The sequence below is a fragment of the Reichenbachiella sp. genome, assembly GCF_039941815.1.
Classification (GTDB): Bacteria; Bacteroidota; Bacteroidia; order Cytophagales; family Cyclobacteriaceae; genus Reichenbachiella.
Genome location: NZ_JBDVDW010000030.1, coordinates 1 through 20560, shown reverse-complemented (window position 1 = coordinate 20560; position 20560 = coordinate 1). Strand labels below are relative to the sequence as shown.

General features: G+C 42.1%; 5 protein-coding genes. All 5 read right to left on the bottom strand.

Annotated features, from left to right (window positions below):
* Nucleotides 1–371: 371 nt before the first annotated feature.
* On the bottom strand, nt 372–3032 hold the full coding sequence (locus ABJF11_RS06920) for a tetratricopeptide repeat-containing sensor histidine kinase (protein WP_348118998.1): 2661 nt from the start codon (nt 3030–3032) through the stop codon (nt 372–374).
* A 495-nt stretch (nt 3033–3527) separates the two neighbouring features.
* The gene (locus ABJF11_RS06915) at nt 3528–16172 is read right to left on the bottom strand and encodes a LamG-like jellyroll fold domain-containing protein (protein ID WP_348118996.1); all 12645 of its coding nucleotides are present in this window, start codon (nt 16170–16172) and stop codon (nt 3528–3530) included.
* Nucleotides 16173–16326: 154 nt separating this feature from the next.
* Nucleotides 16327–17751: a hypothetical protein gene (locus ABJF11_RS06910; protein WP_348118995.1), complete on the bottom strand. Its 1425-nt coding sequence runs from the start codon at nt 17749–17751 to the stop codon at nt 16327–16329.
* Nucleotides 17752–17989: 238 nt separating this feature from the next.
* Nucleotides 17990–19339, bottom strand: a complete 1350-nt coding sequence (locus ABJF11_RS06905; RefSeq protein ID WP_348118994.1) for a response regulator — start codon at nt 19337–19339, stop codon at nt 17990–17992.
* A gap of 11 nt (nt 19340–19350) precedes the next feature.
* Nucleotides 19351–19521, bottom strand: coding sequence for a hypothetical protein (locus ABJF11_RS06900; protein ID WP_348118993.1), 171 nt, complete (start codon nt 19519–19521; stop codon nt 19351–19353).
* Between the last annotated feature and the right edge of the window lie 1039 nt (nt 19522–20560).

Below are 20560 nucleotides of genomic sequence, written 5' to 3'. Positions count from 1 at the left end.
TTTGAAATAGACACTTAACATATATTTATTGAATCACCATAGCGGTGCTATGCCTCTTCAACATAAGTGACTCTTTCTTTGCGCTTTATAGCTTTCATCACGATTCCTAATGCATAATCCATGTTGAATCTTCGTAAGGTTGAAAATTTCAAAAATATCCGATTGAAGACTTCAACTTCCTTATGCAAATGAATAGCATTTCAATTCATAAATTCGGACGTAACAGAGTATGTATCGGACTTTATGATGAGCGCTATCGGGGAAAATTTGAATAATGTGGATTCTCAAATACAATCCTGAGCAACATAAATTTCGGCGTGCTCTGCAGATTATCAACAACCAAAGCTGCAGGCTGGCACTGGAACCATGTACTATGATATTTGATACTGTGCTGTCGTTGCCTTACTTACATTATCTAATAAATCGATAGTGGGGTCATTCGAAGAGGTTTCGTCATGGCTCTCATTATTAGTTAATATTATTGGAATTAGGACAATGAAAGAGGTTCCCTCTCCTAATTGGCTAGACACGCGAACTGAACCTCCCAGCTCTTCAACCATACCTTTGACAATAGAGAGTCCAAGTCCAATTCCACCCAATTTTCGCTTTCCAGCTTTGCTTGATTGAAAATAGCGCCTAAAAATTTGGTGCTGTTCGCTGGGATCGATACCTGGGCCTGTATCACTGACTGTCAGTTCGAATTGTCCTCGATATTCTCTACCTGTGACGACAACTTGATCATTTGCCTGACTATACTTTAAGGCATTGCTAATCAACTCACCAAGAATTTTTTCAAGTTTTAGTTTCTCAGTTTTAATCCAAAAATCATTACTTAGAGCTACATCAAATTTGTAAGCAATTGACTTATTATCAGCCAACGTCCGAAATCCAGCCCATACCTGATACAGCGTTTGTTTTAGCGGTACAGGTTCAAGAATGGCCTTCACCTTCTCTTGCCCTAGTTTAGAAACCAGTAAAATTTCGTCCGCCATTGCTAGCATTTTCTCACTGTTACTACGAATCAGCTTGAAACATCTCTGATCTCTGGAGGACAAATTATTATTCGCTTCTAGTTTGCCAAGCGGACCTAGGATTAGTGTCATTGGGGTCCGTAACTCATGAGCGATATTTAGAAACATATCTGATTTCATTTGTTCCAATAGATACTCTTGTTCAAGTAGCATATTTTTTGCCTTGACTCGATTCGACAGTAGGAAGTAAATCAATAGAGCGATTGCTACCAGGAGCAAAAGACCCGCAAGCAGTCCAATAACCCAAAACTTCTGAATTTTCCTCCTCTGTTCTAGAATTTCAATCTGTTGCTCTTGCTCCCTGGATTTTAGCTCTTGTTTTTCCTGTTTCTGTAGGAGTTCTTTTTTTTCTTGCTGGGATTCGTAGATGACCTTGACATGATTAATGTCTCTTTGACTGGCTGCGGCAAACAATGAATCATTCAGTATTTTGTATTTGCGATGGGCAACCAATGCCTCTTTATAGTTACCCATTGCCTCCAAAATCAATGTTTTCTCAGCTAAAAAATCTCTTGATTCCAACCCTACTCCTAAAGCTCTTGATTTGTTCAATGCCAGGTTTATATTGTGTAATGCCGTTTTAAGTTTACCTTGTTTGCGTTTAAGAATTGCCAATTGATGGCGGGTATTTGCCATGAGCAATGGATCCTCTATATCTTCTTCTAAGATCAATGCCGATGAGAAGATGGAGTCTGCCTTGATAAAATTGTTAAGATTGAGTTCAATGGATCCTTGTTTGATTAGAACTTCGGTAAGCCCTCTTTGATTATTAATTTTTTCAAAAATTGAATACGATTCTGAATAAAATACCGAAGCACGGGTGTAGTCTTCAAGTTTGGCATGTGTACTTCCGATATGAGCGAGGGTAAGGGCGATTCCATATTTGTGGTCTATGGCTCTTCTAATATCTAATGACTTATGTAATAATACCAGAGCTGTAGAATCATCACCCCGTACATTATAAATCTTGGCCAGGCTATGATTGATCCATGCAATACCAAACTTATAATCGAGATCTTCCATGATCGAAAGGGATCTAACATAATATTCAATGGCAGTCTCATAGTTGCCAAGGTATAAATGAGTTTTCCCAATATTATTTAATACATAAGACAAATAAGCTTTGTCTCCGTTTTCTTCACAGATCATCAGTGCTTTTGTAAAAACCTCCATGCATTGCTTGAATTTTCTCCCATTTAGGTAGTTCAAGCCCATTCTATTCAAGTTGGTGGCCATTAGCCATTTGTCATCAAAGTTGTTCAACAGCTGCATGGACTTATTGTAATAAGTGAGTGCCTTATCAAAATTCCCGAGGTGTGTATATACATACCCCATGTTGCCAAGTCCGGCAGCCATACCTACTTTATGATCCATATCTTTATAGATGTAGTAAGCTTCGGTATAGGCCAAAAGTGCTTCTTGATAATCAGATTGTTCGATATAAAGAATACCAATTGAATTCATGGTCTTGGCAATATTCAAGGTATCATTAATTAATTTGAACCCTGAAAGAGCCAGATCAAAAGCTTGTTTTGCTTTTTTATGTTGACCTTTGAAATAATAATACTCTCCTTCCAACAGCAGACCCAAATTCTCTCCTTTAATATCTCCTATTTCCCTGGCCCATTCTTTGAGTGCTCTAGAATAGACTAATAGTGAATCAAAGTTACCTTGTCTATGGAGGAGAATGCCTTTATAGTACCACTTATCACTCACGATATGTCGATTGATTCCGTCACTGATATACTCCTTTACTCCACGACTAAGGGCGATGGTCTGCAATGGATTTTGAGCCGAATAATGCCTAATAAGTTCGACTTGGGCTTCTAGATTTTCCCGACTAATCGTATCCTTTGATTGCCATGGTGAATTTTCCAGTTTCTGCGAATGCAAGGTTCTGGCCTCCACAACATACGGTGTGCAAATGAAACAAAGAATCACATCCAGGGCTAAGACACTTTTTAAGAACGTTAAAAATAAATGCATTAAAAAAGTTTTCATGTGCAGGAATTTGGAAACTCGAAGTATTCACAACTTGAAATTAAAAAGTTAATATACTTGCTAATAGAATTATAAATCGGCCATATAAGGCAAGCGATCGGACAAGGTTTTCAAGTATTAATCACCAATATAGGCGTATAGGACACGAGTATTGATAGGCTCCAAAGAACAGTGGCAATCTCTTTAACCTGGATTATGCATTAGATAATCTATTCCAATCATAAAGCACTTTGAAATAGACACTTAACATATATTTATTGAATCACCATAGCGGTGCTATGTCTCTTCAATATAAGTGCCTCTTTCTTTGCGCTTTATGCTTTCATCACGATTCCTAATGCATAATCCAGGTTTAATAATAAAATGAAATCAACTAATCAATAATGTAGTACACGCCTGTTGGATCGGAATGGTGACCCCTCAATGACACTAGTGCGAATAAAAAAAGCCGATCCTGTTGGATCGGCTTTCAAAACAATCAATAAGTACTATTTCTTATTGAACAATTAGCTTTTTGATGCTTATAGATTCTCCTTGTTTGATAGTCATCAAATGCATGCCTGGTTTCAGTGCCGGACTAAATTTGATCGTAGCATTCGAATTCAGAATGTCTTCGGCCGGAAGCCTGAACGCTTGCTGAATCATTCCTTTGATATCGCTCACCTCGATCTCTAATGCTGTCTCGGCATCATTAGTCAACACGCTCAATGACACTTCGGTACCATCCAGGAGGGAGGGATACAAGTGGACGTTGAGCAAGGGTAAGGCAGCAGGATTCTCGATGGCTATGGCCTTGGTCATATGTACTCTACCCTCTGCTGTCGTCTGAGTGAGTCGATAGAAGATGACTTTACTAAAATTGACCTCATCGATATGATAGTTTTCACTACCGTCATACTCAGCGATCATGGTGAAGTCCACCCCGTTTCTGGATCTCTCCAGGATCGTTTGATCAAAGGCCTGATAGGAAGTCCAACTCAACTCATTTTCTCCAGTCTCCAATCTGGCTCCAGAGAAATCAGTCCCATAATAACCAAATGTTGGCTTATATGAATCCATTTCAAAATACTTAGTCACGTGCTCTTCAAGAACATTGCCCGCAGGGTCTTCCACTTCAACAATTCGCACGATAATTCTTGTGTTTTCATAGATACTTTTGAAGTCATCAGACAATTGAATTAAAACCTCATGATCCCTATTCTTCACCATCCAGAGGTCATTATTCTGAGCTCTGAGCGTAGTAGAGTTTGACCCATTAGGTCTATAAAGAATTTCAACCTCGCTTATAGCTTTCTCAGATAATTTTTCTGTAAAACTCAAGGACAAAGTATAATCATCAGCCTCAATGCTATCATTGGTCGGTGTATATGATCCGGTAAACATCGGACTGGTGAAGTCCATGACTCCATTGATGTCAGCTGAGTGATACTCCTTGAGATCACCATTGGCTGCCGTGCCCGAATAGGCCACTGCGTTTAATGTCCAACTGCCTTCCTCAAGATCTACGTTAGTCATGCTGCCTGCTACTTCTCTTTTCACTTTTCCTTTCCAGGCCCAGGTCTTTTCAGGAGCAGTCTTAGTCCCCAGCTCTCCAAGCGCATGCCATTGTTCGAATTGAGCTTTGGTATAGTCTATTTCATACCCATCACTGTTCACCAGCACCTCGCCAGTCTCCAGTACCTGAATACGGATACCCTCCCAATCACTGCCTTCCGTACCAAATAGATCCATATTACTCAAGGTGAGATCTATGGGCTCTCTGGTCTTATTCATCGACCAGTCTCCTGGCGTCAGGGTAATCTCAGGCAGCGTGGTTGTGAAATTTCCAACTGTGGTACTTGCTGTACTGTTGACTGTCCCGGTCAAGGCATTGTCTGCTCTATCTGTGGCACCACTAATGGTGAATGACAGGTCATTGCCATAGGCAGCATACAGTAGCGCATAGTCCGCATGTGCTTCATCCAGCTTGATATACATAGTGCTCGCATGATCGGTAGTGTAGGTCAACCCATTGTGTGCGACCAAGGTAAACGCTTGAAATTCGACAGCTGGAATTGTGACAAATGGATTTTTCAGCGTGGCGGTCACTGTCGCTGCTGATAGGTCCATGGCTTCGGAAAATTCGATGGTGATCACTTCGTCTGATGGCGTCAGCAGTCCTGGGGCAATGCTCAGGATTTCCGGAGGCGTCATATCGACTAGCAGCTCTATCTCGTTCGAATTTCTAAAATTGCTCAGACCCCAGGCTTGCAAGCGAAGTTTATAATCGCCTTCTGACAGTCCTGTAAGATTCGTAGTGACTGTACTCAGCCCCATCGACTGGTAGGTCGCTCTCAAATCCTGAATCGTATGTGTAGAAGATGTAATCCAGGTATGGCCATCGTGGCTATACTGCACCCAAATCTCGTCCAATACTGACTGTGTCTCGAAGACATCCAGGTCTGCGATGGTTAACTCCACTGCAGAGGCCGATCCACTAGCACTATTGAGTACCAGTATCTCAGGATCATAGAGTGAAATCTCCGTCACCGGATAGTTTTCATGGTCCGACTGGAACGTCCATTTGATGTCGGCACCGACATTACCAGCCAGGTCTTCTACTCCTACTATCTCTACGGTCACGATCAATCCGTCGATTTCATCAAGGATGCTGTTTTTGATCACGATATCAATCTCGCTTTCGTTGGCAAAGATGGTATAGTCGCTGACCGTCGGATCCTGATCATAAGTAAGCACGCCCACCACATCATTGAATCCGCCTGTGCCCTCTCTAAAGTCGTAGGGGGTAGATCCATCCAGCTCAAATACTCTGATGGTATGATTGTCGGGCAGCGCATAAAACAGACCACTATTGATCTCCTCACTTATTTTTACCCCGATAGCATCTCCCTTGGATAGCAGGCCATCAGCCGGCTCTGGCAGCTTGGCAGGGTATGGTTTGGTCTGGTCTATGCGACCATCCCAGGGTTGGGTCTGATAGAAACCATCGTCATCTCCTACGATAGATGCCCTGATCTGATAGTCTCCATCCGGGATGGTATCAGCAGGTATCCATAATACTACCGGGAATTCACCCATTTCTGATAGTTCTTCGCGGGAATAACCAGAATTTAAGGTGTAATCCGTATCATTCGTATTGAGGTTCGTTTTAGTAGAAACCAGTACCCAATCGTTCTGCGCATCATATTTATTTCGTATTTCCAGATACACCTCTTCAAGTTCATAAAACTCATTTTCTACCTCCATATCATCCAGCTCTATGCTCAGGTACTGATTTGGTCCTAAATCCTCTTCATTTACAGCAGGATCTATGTCACCAGGTCTGGCATTGATCAGCCAGTCGCCTCGCTCGGTGGGCAGAGTGACTTCTGATGCCGGCCGATCGAAGTAGACATCGTAAGCGGTACGCACTGCCTCGCGAAAGGTCATAGCGCAACTCGGAGCTACATAGGCCACAAACTCTACATGATCCCATTGGTCTTCGTGCCACTGCGCCAGGTCTTTCCAGATCACATCTTTGTAGCCCGGTGAGTTGTCGCTTTCCTCATCGGAGCCAAGACCTGACGACCAATGGTCGAACAGGATGATGTCGCGCTCAAAGTCAGGATCGCCGAGAATCTGCACTTCTTCCATATCCTGGGTCCCCAGTCCTGTGTCTTCGGTGCTCAAATCAGCTTCTTTGAACAAGAACATGCGATAGAACCTCACTTCACGGAAAGGGGCTTCATTGGTCAGTCGGAAGGGCAAAAACAGGTCCTCATCAATCGACTGATCCACTATCACATTGGGTACTACCTCACCCTGCTCATTGATGGTAGTCAGAGATACCTGATCTCGTGCGATCGTACCATCTTCGTAGGGGCACGATGACTTGCCAGAGGTCAGCGCAAACTCTGGTGAGCTGTCCCACAGATAGCCGGAGGGATCCGTCATCGTCCATACATTGAAGTGATCGCCCGCATCATCGTCGTACAGCTTGTAGCTGATGTTCATGCTGTTGGATTTGGATACTTTTTGATTGAAATTGACGCTAAACCCTATGCTTAATGCATTGCTTCTATTAATCTTGGCATTAACATCACCTACATGTGAGTCAACCATTATAGCCATACCAAAAATAGTAGCCGTCTTATTTTCAAGAGTTAAGCCAGTCTTGAAAGCAGCTGTAATTTCTGTAGATATTCCCTGTTTAAGATTGTCACTGGCGCTGCGATTGACTGTCAAAGACCTGCTATAAGGTACCAAACCAGAGAAGGTACGGTTTTCACTGAGGTCTCCTATCTTGTCAAAACCGCTATACGAAGTGAATTCATTATCCCTATCTGCATCATAATCCAGTATGGCCGCTTCGTTTAATTGATGAACTTCGTAGGCCACCAAAACGTCCATGTAATCTGCCATCACCTTATCAAATTTCTCAAAAGTAGCATCATCCCAAACGACTCTTTTCTTTGCCCAGGGCATGCCCTGCAGCTTCAGGTCGTCCTGATTATCCCCTTGCAGATCTTTTTGCGGTACGACATAGTCTTCGGTGATCATATGATAGGATTTGCCCCAATCTGACTCTTCTGCCACAGAGACCTCTCCAGTGGCTTCATCATATGTAGCACGCTCAGAATAGCGATAGGCCATGTACTGATCATTATTACAAAACTTCATGATGTTATTAATCTTCCCATCAATGCCCAACTCCCATTGACGAGCACCCAAAATCTTCTTTTTAATATGCTTGGTCATGTCACAGACCTGTACGGGCACCCGATATTTTTCCTGGTGCCATAGCAGAATATTGTTGAGGTTTTCTATTCTGCCTACCAGTAGATCGGCTTTGTCCACATCACCATCGTCATCCTCATCAATAAGATTTCCCAAGGACTCGTCGGTGATTTGGGTTGTGGGATCTTCCAGCAGGATTTTATAATACCTCAGACTGGTCAATATCTCATGCACCGTATAGACAAAATCGGTGGTGAGCTCCTTGGGTTCTACGATCAGCTCGAGGGTTTCTGTCCGCTCACACGCATCCTCCTCCGTTCCTACGGCTATTTTTCTCCCCATCCCGTATTGCTGGATCAGTCCGACCCCTACGATCACATCGGCAATGTCGCCGGTGATATATTCGATAAAGTTGGGATCGTAGGTGTTGCTCGACGGCGTGCTAATGGACTCAGAGAAATTAAGCGAAAATCCCCAGTTCTGATTATATGACTCTTTTACATCTAATTGAGTCACTAATTCTACACCATTAAACAAGCCACCTACAAAACTCGTGCTACTCACATTATTTTTATATTTGATATTTCCATCATGATTTACATCAAAACTGTAGCTTATGGATGATCCTGCATTGATAGTAGCCGAGCTGTTGTCTCCCGGTGGGTCGTGCAATACGTACAAGGGCACCAGCTGCTCGTCTGATTCGATATCGAACAAGAAATCTTGTCCGCTCATGGCCTTAGTGCCGGTGATCACCACAGTCAACCACCCGGTAGCTACATACCGTCCCTGATCGGTATAATAATACGCTTCTATCAATCGGGTATAGGGCTTGGCTACATTGATATTGCCGGCGGTCTCGGCATAGTCTTCATAGCCAGTCACTGTACCCTCATCATCCAGTACTTCCCTCATCCATCGGTCGTATGGCGTAGCGGACAAACCGTATTCTTTTGCTATAGCCTCCGTCACATAGACCAGCTTGTCTGACACATATCTACTGTCTGGAGCAAAAACCTTCTCAGAAGCATTGTTTCTGATCAGGATATAACCTTCGGTCAGCTCACAATCGGATTCGTTCTTTATTTTTACTTTCAGATTATAGGGTGTATGCAACCCTACTTCCCAAAAGCCTCCGGCCTCATCGCCAATACAAGCCTTGCTCACATAGTGACCTTCACTTGTGCTGAATGTGGATAGTTCCATCTCGAATACAGGATCAGGTAAAAAGGTATAGCTATAATCGGTAACAAAGTCAGTACTTACACTGATCGAATGACGATTACTCTGGTCCTTTTTCTGTTCTGTCTTCGTAAAACTAAGTAATGAATCTCCATGATTGAAAGTCACCTGCTCTCCTCTAAAGAACTCCAGCATGGCTTTAGACTCTGAAGTCAAAGGCGATACGTCCATGACTCGTATTTCGTAATTGACCGGAGCCAGGTCCAGCTCAATATAGTCCTGATTGGTGTCAGTATACACCAACTCACTAAAACTTTCATCTTGCTGCATCACAGACAATTTCCAGCGATAGCCGTCGATCCCATCACCACAGGCGTCCTTAAAATAAAGCGTGGTAGACACAGTTAGGGTATCTATAAAATTGGTTTCAATGACATCACCGTAGGCCAGGTTCTGAAAGTGATATTTCCCTGACTCGGTGGTTTCATAATAATCGTATACATAATCCACTTCGCTGTTTTCACCTTGATCAGCCATTCTTAACTGATAGCTGGAATAGGCATCGCTCAGGGTGATTTCCAAGTCATAGGCTCCACCTTCAGTTTGCCCCTGCGTAAGTAGGTTCTCTGTATCGTCCGTCGCCTGTACTCCATATACGGCAATATTTCTTTCTCCACTCTTCGCCTCGCCATGTATATAGCTGAGCTGCCCCTGGAAAGTCACGATACTCACATCCAAGAAACTTTGATTGAGGGATCGGGAGACTACCCCACTGCTCAAAGCCAGAGTCTGCGACTCCGGATTGAACACCCGATCACCATCGCCTGGGGTGAGGGTATAGGTGACAGCTTCGCCACTGGCATCTTCCACCCGAAGGTCTTCAAATTTAAAGCTGCCATCTACTTCCGAAGTTGACTCATAGGTATATTGAATGCCATCTACTGTGGCTACTGCCGTCACGGCAATACCAGGTAGGCCCTCTGGCGCACTGCCGCCACTGAAGATAAGGCCATCAATTGTGCCAGGGAGATTCAGGTTTTCTCCAGATAGGCTGAGGATAGTCCTCTTAAAGTCACTATTTTCTTTTTCATATACTACTTTGTATTGGTAGACGACTCCAGCCGTAGCGTCAATATCCACTAGCGTCACTTTTTCTGCGTTATATGCTGCAACGTACATCGCATCAACTACCGTATATTCTCCACTATCTCCTTTTCTATAGAGATTGATGGAACCTGGCCAAACTTTAATAGTGGAAGTCTCAGTCAGATTAAATGAGATCTGTAAGCCCTCTGATTCACTGGATACTTTGGCCTCTGAGTAGTCAAGGAGCTCATAATCCCTCAAAGTCAAGGTCTTGTCACCTGATAGGGTAAGGTTTTGGGCAGATCCTGCACTAGTTTTCGTATTTCCTGCTACTGCCTCAAAAGACAAGGTATATCTTTCACCCTGGACCACACCATCTTCAAGTGTTACATTTTGATAGCGTTGTGAAGGTTCATTGACTTCAAATTTCAATATTTCAGTTGATTTATTAGATGGGAAAAGAGTGATAATTATTTTATGATAATTGAAACTCTCATATTCCCAGCTAATAGTAGTAGCGGCTTCGTAGCCACTGGCTATAGCCACCTCGATCTCTGTAGGCAACGGATCAAAGGAATGTGATTCCTTATGCCCTGGTGCCTTATAGATACTGGATTCACCGTCTTCTCCTGTTCTTTCGGTATAGGGTGTGATCTTGACGTCATATTCATAACCTGCAATACCACCAGTCCAGATGTATTCGTAGGAATTGTCTTCCTCACCAGTCACTTCGACTATTGTATCAATGAAAGTTTCATCAAATGTCTGCATTTCATTATCAATACTTATGTAGAACCCTGATACATTAACCAATTCATAATCCCAGGATATAATGGTTGTATCAATTTTGGTCTTATCATCAAATGTGAAACTGCTAATCTTTGGTAAATCGGGGTAGGTAATCAGTATGGACGTATCCTTGGAAACATTCAAATTGTCATCTATTACGACCATGCTATAATGCGCAAGGGCCCCAGGTATGCCGCCATCATCCACCACAGTGGTTGAACCGGTCAAGCCTGCATCAGGGATCGATCCTGTAGCAAACAGGGCATCGTTTTTCCATACCTGATACCCTACAATATTCTCATTGTCTTCATAATTCCAGCTTAGGGTCACTTCGCCAGTGCTTTCATTGGTCTCAGCATCAAAATCCCTTACCCCGGGTAGCAATGGATAGGTGGCTTCCACTTTTGCCGAGGACTCGGACAGCTCTCCTGTAGCATTTGCTTTTGTAAATATCTCGTACAGATAGGGTTGTCCCAGCAAGCCAGATTCGTCGGTATAGAAATCGCCCTCAACCTGGCTATAGAGATCACCGTTTCTGTAAAGGTCAAAGGAGCGGCCAGCACTGCAGGGCATAAACCATTGCAATGACACATATCCTTCATCAGTGGCCTCAGCTAACAAATAATCAGGAGCAGACAGACTCGGGGCAGTCATTTGATCAGAACATACGGTTATCCCCGAGATTTCTTCACCTTCTGTATCGATCAGATAGGGTGTGATGCAATAATTAACCCACAAACCGTATTCCGGATCATTGTCTACATAGGTGAGAGCATCTGTCACATCCAATTCTGCGATGACCACATTGCCAGTACTCACCTTCACACCATCATAGTTGTCATTGGTCAGTTGCATATTCAATTGCACACTTAGTGACTCGGGATCTGGGTAAGCAGATACAGCAAATCCATCGGCTGCAGTTCTATGCCTATTCTCCAAAATATTATTGGCCCTTTTGATATTTTTGAAATGGTTGATATACGTTAGCTGAGATTCATCAAACTGCAGTGGCTTAGAATCGTACTCAATGCTGTTAGTCTCATCTTCCTGATACCTGATCCTCAAAGTAGCTTCTTCCCCTTGCCCATAATAAAGATCGGTCAGCTGATAATATCCCGTCCTATCCGTTTTGGTCCAGGCTTTGCCGATGTTCACATCGATATAGGGTACTCCACGCTTTTCGGTATCATACACAAATCCTTCAGCGACGAAAGGTACCCGCCGCATACCTGTAGCGGTAGCTCTTGGGCTGAATAGTTCGTAGGTTCCATCCCCATCCTGATCGTAGATCGCTCGCACCTGGTAGGCGTAGGCCTCATTGACATGGATGATGTTATCCGTAGCGTGGTGTAAATCCACATAGCTATACACACCAGGGGCTACGGTATTTACTTTTATTCCGTCCCGGAAGATTTCAAAACCAGCATCGGCGAAATCCTCGTATTCCCAGGTGAGCACCACTCCTGTCCGTAGGTCTTTGCTGACCGTAAGATTACCTATCTCAGGAAAGTCAGCATATCCTTTATTTGACTGAGCCGTAAAATCGAGCGTATTTGAGGAAGCAATGCTACCCTCACTATCTACCTGTAGGAGATAGCGAGTACCTGCTCCCAAGCCGTCTTCTCCTGCCCAGGATCCTTTCGCGTGATCTACTTCAAATGAACCTGTCGTGCTATTTTTGTTCTTACTGATCACTGTTTTGTAGGCTCTGCGTTCGTCGGCTGCTGCGCTACCGATGGTAGTCCAGCTCACTTTGTAAAAGCCAGCTCCTTCAATGAAAGTGGTATTCAAATCAGCTAGTCCCAATTTCTCCCTACTTATGCTTTTGATATTAGTATCAGAAGTATTTGCAAATACAACCTTACCATTCTCATTGGACTTGTAGTAGTGCAGATAGAACGCTCTACTCGCATCATCACCTTTTGTATCCAAAAAGTATACTTTGGGAGAGGTGATGGTTCCAGATACGTCCCGAAAATCAGTCATAGGAATCCAATGCACATGTGCTTGGGTCTGAGCATCGATCACCACCAGGCCGTCTACATTGCCATTGTTTAGTTCGGCTTCGGTGGAGAGAGTGGTGAGTTCAAATTCTAAATAATCTGAATTTCCCGAAGAGGTATTGACTACGGTAAACTCCCAGCTACTAGACGGATACTCTATTGTAATTCCCTCATAATCTGACTCGTTTGCTCCCTGTCCGGCTGTCACATAATAGGTGTAGGTAGCTCCAGGGATACCGGTGTAGTCAGTGTAGGAATATGGATCAGTTTTGGTATTGTCGAAATCAAATTCCTGAATAAGGGTTTCCTCAGCTCCTTCAGTATCGGCTCGACGATACAGTTTAAAAAAATCTTTATAGGTGAAGTCTAAATCAATATCAACTATTGCATATCCTACAGCTGTGTTGCTAACATTTTCATAATCAAAATTTATGACTACAGCATCTTCAACGTCGGTATTATCCAATTCCTTTGTAGCCTTCACGGTTAAGTTACCTACCTCAGGTACTTCCGGATAGATAATATTTTTTATGACATAATTGTAATAAAACTTGTTTATTTTTTCATCATAATACTGAGCCAAAATTTTATACTCATATGATTGTCCTGGCACACCAGTTGTATCCGTGAAGTTAAAATTATAATGGTTTTTCCTAGTATTAATACTTGCTACTGTAAACCCTATGATCACATCGTCTCTAAATGTAACCATCACCGGTACTCTATACGGACCATGGTTCCCACAAACGGTACAACCAAAGGTAGTTGCGAACTGCACATAGCTGCTGCCAGAGAAGTAATCAGTCTGGTCAATATAACCAAAATCAGAGGGCTCTATTTGAGTATTTGTTACGACATAATCCGTTACTATAATTTGATTCGTGAGTTCATTGTCTTGTTTAGAAAGCGTAAAAAAATCGTTTGAATCTGCAGTTTTGGTTTCAGGGTTCCCATCATCGAACTCGCCCAATTCAAATGTAGCCTTAGCATCATAAAAGATATCTGTCGCACTAAAGCTGCCGTCTGCTTCTGAAGTCAGTATGGGGCCTACATCTCCGCCAATAGAAGTAGCTGCTTCTAAAGAGAAATTTGATAAGAAGAATCCATTCTCACTCAGCAACCAACCGGAGACTGCTCCATTTGCATCTACCCCTGCTTCAACATATTCTGCAAATACCTGCTCACCGTTTACGAGCGGGTGCACACCATAGGTATGGGTTTTGCCGTAGGTCATATCCGTATCGGTATAGGCCCCTTGGTCTACTAGTCTGGCAATGATCTCGGCATCACGAATGATCAGCACTGTGTCGGCGGAGAATGTACTGGCCAGTCTGGATTGATCCCAGGATAAGTCTACCTGATCAGTAGCTGGAGTCGCCGTGAAATATGATGTATAGGTCGATGATGAAATTATTGTGGGTGTCCCTGAATGCTCCGTGTACTCATAATACGGAGTGATAGTATAGGTATATTCCGTATTGCCTACTATCGAATTTTCATCTTCGCCATCAAATGTATCAAAATATACGCCTCGCTTTGAATAAGAAGAGGAGGTGCAATCAGAGTCTGTATCGAAGGTAAGGTCTCCGAGCGTTATGATCACGTCGCTTCCAATTTCTTGTCTTTTGACTATAAATCGCTCAGCCGCTAAGTTGGTCAAATACTCAAGTTTGACACTGTATTTTTCTGTAGATTCGATACATTCGCCAACGGCCTCCACCAATGAAGGGTCAGCTCTAACCTCAGGGTCCAACTCTTTCTGCACTACAAGTTTATCAGCGGCAGTAGCACCATTTGGCTTAGCAGAAATAGTAGCTAGTAGAAGGCCAGACCCTTGCTCGTAGAACAACACATCATAGTCATGCGAAGAGCCAGGGGTCACGTATTGGGTGAAAGAAATATTACCAGCACTAATCATCTCATCGGATACATCGCTCCATGTAGCTGTATACTTCTCAAGATCCGTTGATTTTACAGAAAGTAGATTGTTTAGCAAGCCAGAGTTGTCACTAGCATTCGGGATGTCCCAAATCCATTCGTTGACCAAGTCTTGAGGCTGAGTATTGGATTCTACATTACGATAGAGTTTATTATTGTCGTTTACGATCTGATGAGCGGATCTTGCGCTCTTCCATACCCTGACCATACCCAATTGAGCCTCTTTGAAGAAATGAACGTTTTTGTATTGACCAATACTGATTGGCGTCGTAACTGTAGTCGCAGGAGAAGACCCTGAAGTATATGTCGCCAGGCTTCCGTTCGCATAGATTAGAAAATTGGTGCTTGATTTGACCATGGTGAAGTGAAGCCAGTCACTAGCGGCGGTATATGATACTTCAGCAATGAGAGCACCATCTGTACTGACGAGTTGGAGTTTGCCTTCTCCGTCACCGATTACAGAAAAATCGGAGGTGACTAGGTAGGCTGGCGTACTTTCGCTGTCATTTTGTTTGATCACCATTTCCACTGTCCAATCATCCGTAAGATTGGATACCTCGACTGGAAATTCAATATACATCCCTTCGTTATCCTCTCCATCCAGGCTCAGCGCATAATCCCAAGACATCCCTGTGTTATCATTCTCATAGAGATGCAATTCTCCTTCAAATTCACTCAAAAACGTATCGTTATCCTTTATTTTGTAGATTAAAGTATTATTTTCAGTATTGCTTAAGGCATCCGCTGTAATAGAGATATTGTGATTTACTATATATTCGTTTAGGTTTGAAACGGTATACTTAGGTCTGGTAGTGACCTTCTCCACCTCATCAGAAAGTGCAGAGATCCAATAAGAATCAGAAATACGATAGGCCAACATTTGGTATCTGTAAACGGTATTAAGACCTAGACTCACCTCATTGTCATCGTAGCCACCGATCGCGGCTCCTGCAATAACAGCATAGGGATTTTCATAATCCATGGCTGAGAATTCACCCCCCAAATTATCGGTTCTGAATATTAAATAACCATCAGCGTCGTGTTGTGCATTCCATATCAAACTAATTCGGTTATCGCTTATATCGGCTATGGAAAGATTTAAATCGCTTGCACTTACCTTATTATATTCACCAAGCCCTATGGTTTCAAAACCTCCCGTAGAAGGCCCACCAGTTATGCTCACTTTATCTCCAAATATATAGAGGGCATCATTAGTGCTGGTATACCCAGTAATCTTGTCAGCATTCACAAAAACATCGCTGGCATCACCTAGTGTCAGTATAATAGGCGAATCGCCTAGGGCGGTATAAAAAACAAGATTGTCATTAACATTTATCCTGATCGGCTCTTTTGAGTCCTCAGTCTGAGCCTGCGATACCAAGCTATACGCTAGCAGCAGAATTAAAGTAAATATTTTTTTCATCATTTCTGATTTTAAGTGCTATAAAATGATCTTACAACTTGCTTGTCGGATATCTTCGAAGCAAAACAAGAGGAGGTCAGAATAGAATGGAGTTTGAAATAATATGAGGAATTTTTCTGCAGACCTCCTACTTCATCACTCTGGTGATTTCGAGAGATTATTGGCCCATTTGGGCCTTCAAATTCTCATTTTCCAGTTGGAGTCTGATCATGTGTAAGGTGAGCTCTTCGATCTTTTTGAGTAGAATGGCATCCATCTCTGCCAGGCTATAGCCTTCTGCTGCAATATCCGCTGCCGATGGCACCTCTGGTAGGTGATGATGATCTTCTACAAACTGAGCTACTTCGTTCAGCGGAGTCAGCTTGTAGTCTTTTTCAAACACATAGTCTGGCCATGCGCCATTATTTTTATCAGGGGTCATGTCTGGAATAACTGTAATTTCAGGAGATTTTATTTTCTCTATCTCAGAGACGCCTCCGACGATCATTCCTCCGCCCAGAGTGGCCAAGCCAGATACTTTGGCCGTTCCCTTTACTTCTAATCCTGCACTTGGAGTATCAGTGCCAATTCCCAATTTTCCGTCTTTTAATACCATCATTATTTTCCCATAACCCGAATTCACCTCATTATTGCTATGATAGCCTCCTTTAAACCAAGCGAAGTTCTTGGCGCTTCTGAAATATTGCGTATTGGTTTGCACACCTATTCCATATGCTATTGTTGACTGGTCTGATTTGGTATTTGATGAAACTATTTCAGTTAAATTGATCCTTTGCCCAAACCCTCTTGAAAACGAAAGTGAATTATTTTTAGTAAATTTTATATTGCTTTCAAAATCAACATTATCTACGTCAGACATGATATTAGATACATTCAAATGGCCTCCGACTGTCATATCATTTTTTGCCTCCATATGATTAGCTGTCAGCGCGGCTGAGACTCCCAAATCTCCTGTGATTGTCATGCCATTATTTGCTTTCAAATGTCCATTGACTTCCAAATCTCCTGTGACATTCATACCCTGAGTTGCCTCCAATAGGCCTATGACATTCAAACCCTGAGTTGCCTCCAATAGGCCTGTGACTTTCATACCCTGAGTTGCCTCCAAAAGGCCTTTGACTATCATGCCCTCAGATACATCCAAATCTCCTGTGACCTTCAAAGAAGAAGAAATAGTAAATAAATTTGAACCGTTATAATCGAATACGACATCCGTACCAGCTTTAAATTGGATAGTATTATTTTGAGCATAAAGACCAAACAACCTTTTGGCTTCGGTTGTATTATCGAAATTACTACTATTCCAAAATTCAAAGCCTCCATAGTAGCCACTTTTATCCGTACCTGTGGTGGTCACCCTAAAGAAGATTGGCTTTTCTGTAGCAGTTTGTTTGTAGCCTCGAACGGAATTGGTTCCGTTATGATTGGCCTCGAAATCCATGGCTGAGTAGTCCTGCCCATAAGAAATAGTACTCAAGACCAGTATAAATACCCATGACAGGGTCAAATGCATGATCAGCATTCGCGCTTTTAAAAATGATTGATTTGGCCTTGATCCGAAGGTTTGCTCTAATGTGTTCATAATCGATGAATGTTTTAATATTATGTAAATTGACAATAGAGGTCAGATGGGTTGTTTCGGCCAGATAGGTAAATTCTAATCTGGTCAATATTTCTCAGATCTTTTTCTTAAAGGAGACCATATGAATCATTTGTATATAGGATTGGAATGTTTGTGGCATGAATTAGTGAATATGCTCTGATTATTGGGTCGTTCGGCACACTTCAACGGTAGCCAGACCAAACATGGTCCGATGCTGCTACTTCAAAGAATCATAGAGCGAAGAAGATGGCCTGATTCCAAAGCGCTCATAAAAAAGTTTGGAAAAATAACTCGGGGTATCAATGCCAACAGCATAGCTTACCTGAGCCACGGACTTATACTTTCCCTGGATCAAATAAATTCTCGCTTGCTGCAATTTAGTTTCTCTGAAAAATTGATTGGCACTCATGCCTGTGGCTTGCCTCACTTTTCTAAAAAGCGTGGTTTTACTGATTTCTAAATCCTCTGACAACTGTGACAGATTATAAGCAGAGTTGGCAATTTCGCGCAATAAGATCTCTTTTACCTGATTAATAAACCGCTCACTGGCTGAAATACTCTCCAGGCTTTTTATTTCCATGCTCTGCTCTGCGACATTGGCGAGCTTTCGTTCATGATTACGCTGAAAAAGCTTTTCACACCTCACCAACAGCTCTGAATCATAAAATGGTTTGATGATATAGTCATCAGCACCCAGGTTAAATATTTTGAGTTTTGTAGAAATTTCTGATCGGGAGGAGAGCATAACAATCGGTATTTGTGATAGTCGATCATCTGCTTTGATTTTTTCAACCAGCTCGAAACCGTCCATTTCTGGCATCATCACATCAGAAACAATCAAATCTATTTCGGCGTGTTCCTTCAGCCAGTCGAGTGCCTCATTCCCATTGGACACCTGATGTACCTGGCTAATTGTTGAGATTGAAGCTTTAAGAAAATCTGCCATTTCTTGCAAGTCTTCTACAATTAAGGTCATTCTGTTTTGAGCAGTTGTTTGGCCTTTCGGCTCATCAGCACTCACTTTGACTTCTTCGATAGAACCCAATACACCCCTGGGTAATGAATTGTCCATATTTGACAACTTTACTATCGGTAGTACAATTTCAAGATTGATGTGATGGTTAGATACTATTGTCATTTTCAATTTTCCACTGATATCCAGCAATAAATCTTCAAGCCTACAGAGTTCGACGCTACCTCTAACTTTTCGAAGTAAATCACTCATTCCACTATGTTGCGGCTGATCGTGACCTGTTAATGATTTGGAATCATCATTAGCCACATCGGATTTACTAATATTGAGTTCGATCAAAAGTTGCTTGTTTGCAGATTCGCCGAACGAGATTTCGATAAACTCCGGCTCTTCAAAAGACCTCAAGGCATGCTTGATCAGTAGCGTAAGCAAGTCTCTGAAGATCCTCCGATCTCCTTCAATTCGAAGGTTACCGATCTTGTGATAGTCCATAAATAATTTGATACCCTTTTTCCAAGCGGTCTCTCTGAGGGTATCAAAGACATACACAGCTTGATTATAGACGTAATAAGACGGATTTTCTTCCTTATGCATATTCGATTTTGCTACATGTGACTTCTTCTAGCGGGCTCATATCCGGAGACTTTTTCTATTCCTTGATTGAACAATAAATTGTTTTCTGCGATCTGAGAAGATGAAACAGCTTCTTTAATAATTATTAATTCTTCTCGCCAAAACTTACTATCCTTATTGAATTGTACCTCTATATTTTTCATCTCCTCATTTGATGATGAATCAAAAAAAATCAACTACAAATAGCCAGACAGACATTGATCTATTGGGTCCGTAAAAAGTACGACCCTTAATCAGGCAGGTTGGAAAGGTTTCCTTTTGAGTTAGGTGGCTGCAAGGCCACTGGTCATTGCGTATCATCATATCTCAATTAAGCGATCCGATGACATGATTTCAATGTCAAAAAAAGAATTAAGCTGGTTTCTCGTTGGGGTTTATTATTACCCCGCAATCAGCTGAATAAGATCAGCCACGTATAAGTGATTTTAGTTTCTATTTATGAGGCCAATGGGCCGTATGATTTCCTGAGTTGCGTAGACTCCCTCATCATCTGAATCTCTTTTGATTCTCTTTTGATTCTCTTTTCAGTAGAAAATCATAGAGATTCAGTAAATGGAACCTGTTTCAAATAACTTATTTAAAATCATTCACTTTATTTTTCTACAAATACTACTTGCCTTTCAAGAACGACCCGAAATAAATAGACTACAAGACTTCTAATATTATAATGTGGTCGACAATTGAATTTTGAAGATACTTAAGCAGTCCGTTGTAATTATTGTAAAGGTATCAGGTAAATCGTCTTTTAATTGGACTAAATAGTTTGGAATTCGGACAGCTAAGGGTGGATAATTGTGATAATGAGACCATGACTCATGATTTGCGGCATATGCATGAGTCCTTCAATTAGTACGAAGGTCTATTTGCGCAACAGTACAAAGCAAATTGGAACTCCTTGTTTGCTCCGAGTATAATATTGAGGTGCTGGAAATAGGTGAATTTATTTGCTCCCTATGGGTTTTACTATTTCTCTAATATTTAGCCGCCTGGATGCTAAGATTGAGGCGTCTAATAAGTAGATGGGAGTTCCTTGTGTTTTAACCTGAAATATGCATTAGATAATCTATTCCAATCATAAAGCACTTTGAAATAGACACTTAACATATATTTATTGAATCACCATAGCGGTGCTATGCCTCTTCAATATAAGTGCCTCTTTCTTTGCGCTTTATGCTTTCATCA

Bases quoted from the DNA above. Each gene is read 5' to 3' on its own strand.
- ABJF11_RS06920 (WP_348118998.1), bottom strand. From the start codon at position 3,032: ATGAAAACTTTTTTAATGCATTTATTTTTAACGTTCTTAAAAAGTGTC.
- ABJF11_RS06915 (WP_348118996.1), bottom strand. From the start codon at position 16,172: ATGATGAAAAAAATATTTACTTTAATTCTGCTGCTAGCGTATAGCTTG.
- ABJF11_RS06910 (WP_348118995.1), bottom strand. From the start codon at position 17,751: ATGAACACATTAGAGCAAACCTTCGGATCAAGGCCAAATCAATCATTT.
- ABJF11_RS06905 (WP_348118994.1), bottom strand. From the start codon at position 19,339: ATGCATAAGGAAGAAAATCCGTCTTATTACGTCTATAATCAAGCTGTG.
- ABJF11_RS06900 (WP_348118993.1), bottom strand. From the start codon at position 19,521: ATGAAAAATATAGAGGTACAATTCAATAAGGATAGTAAGTTTTGGCGA.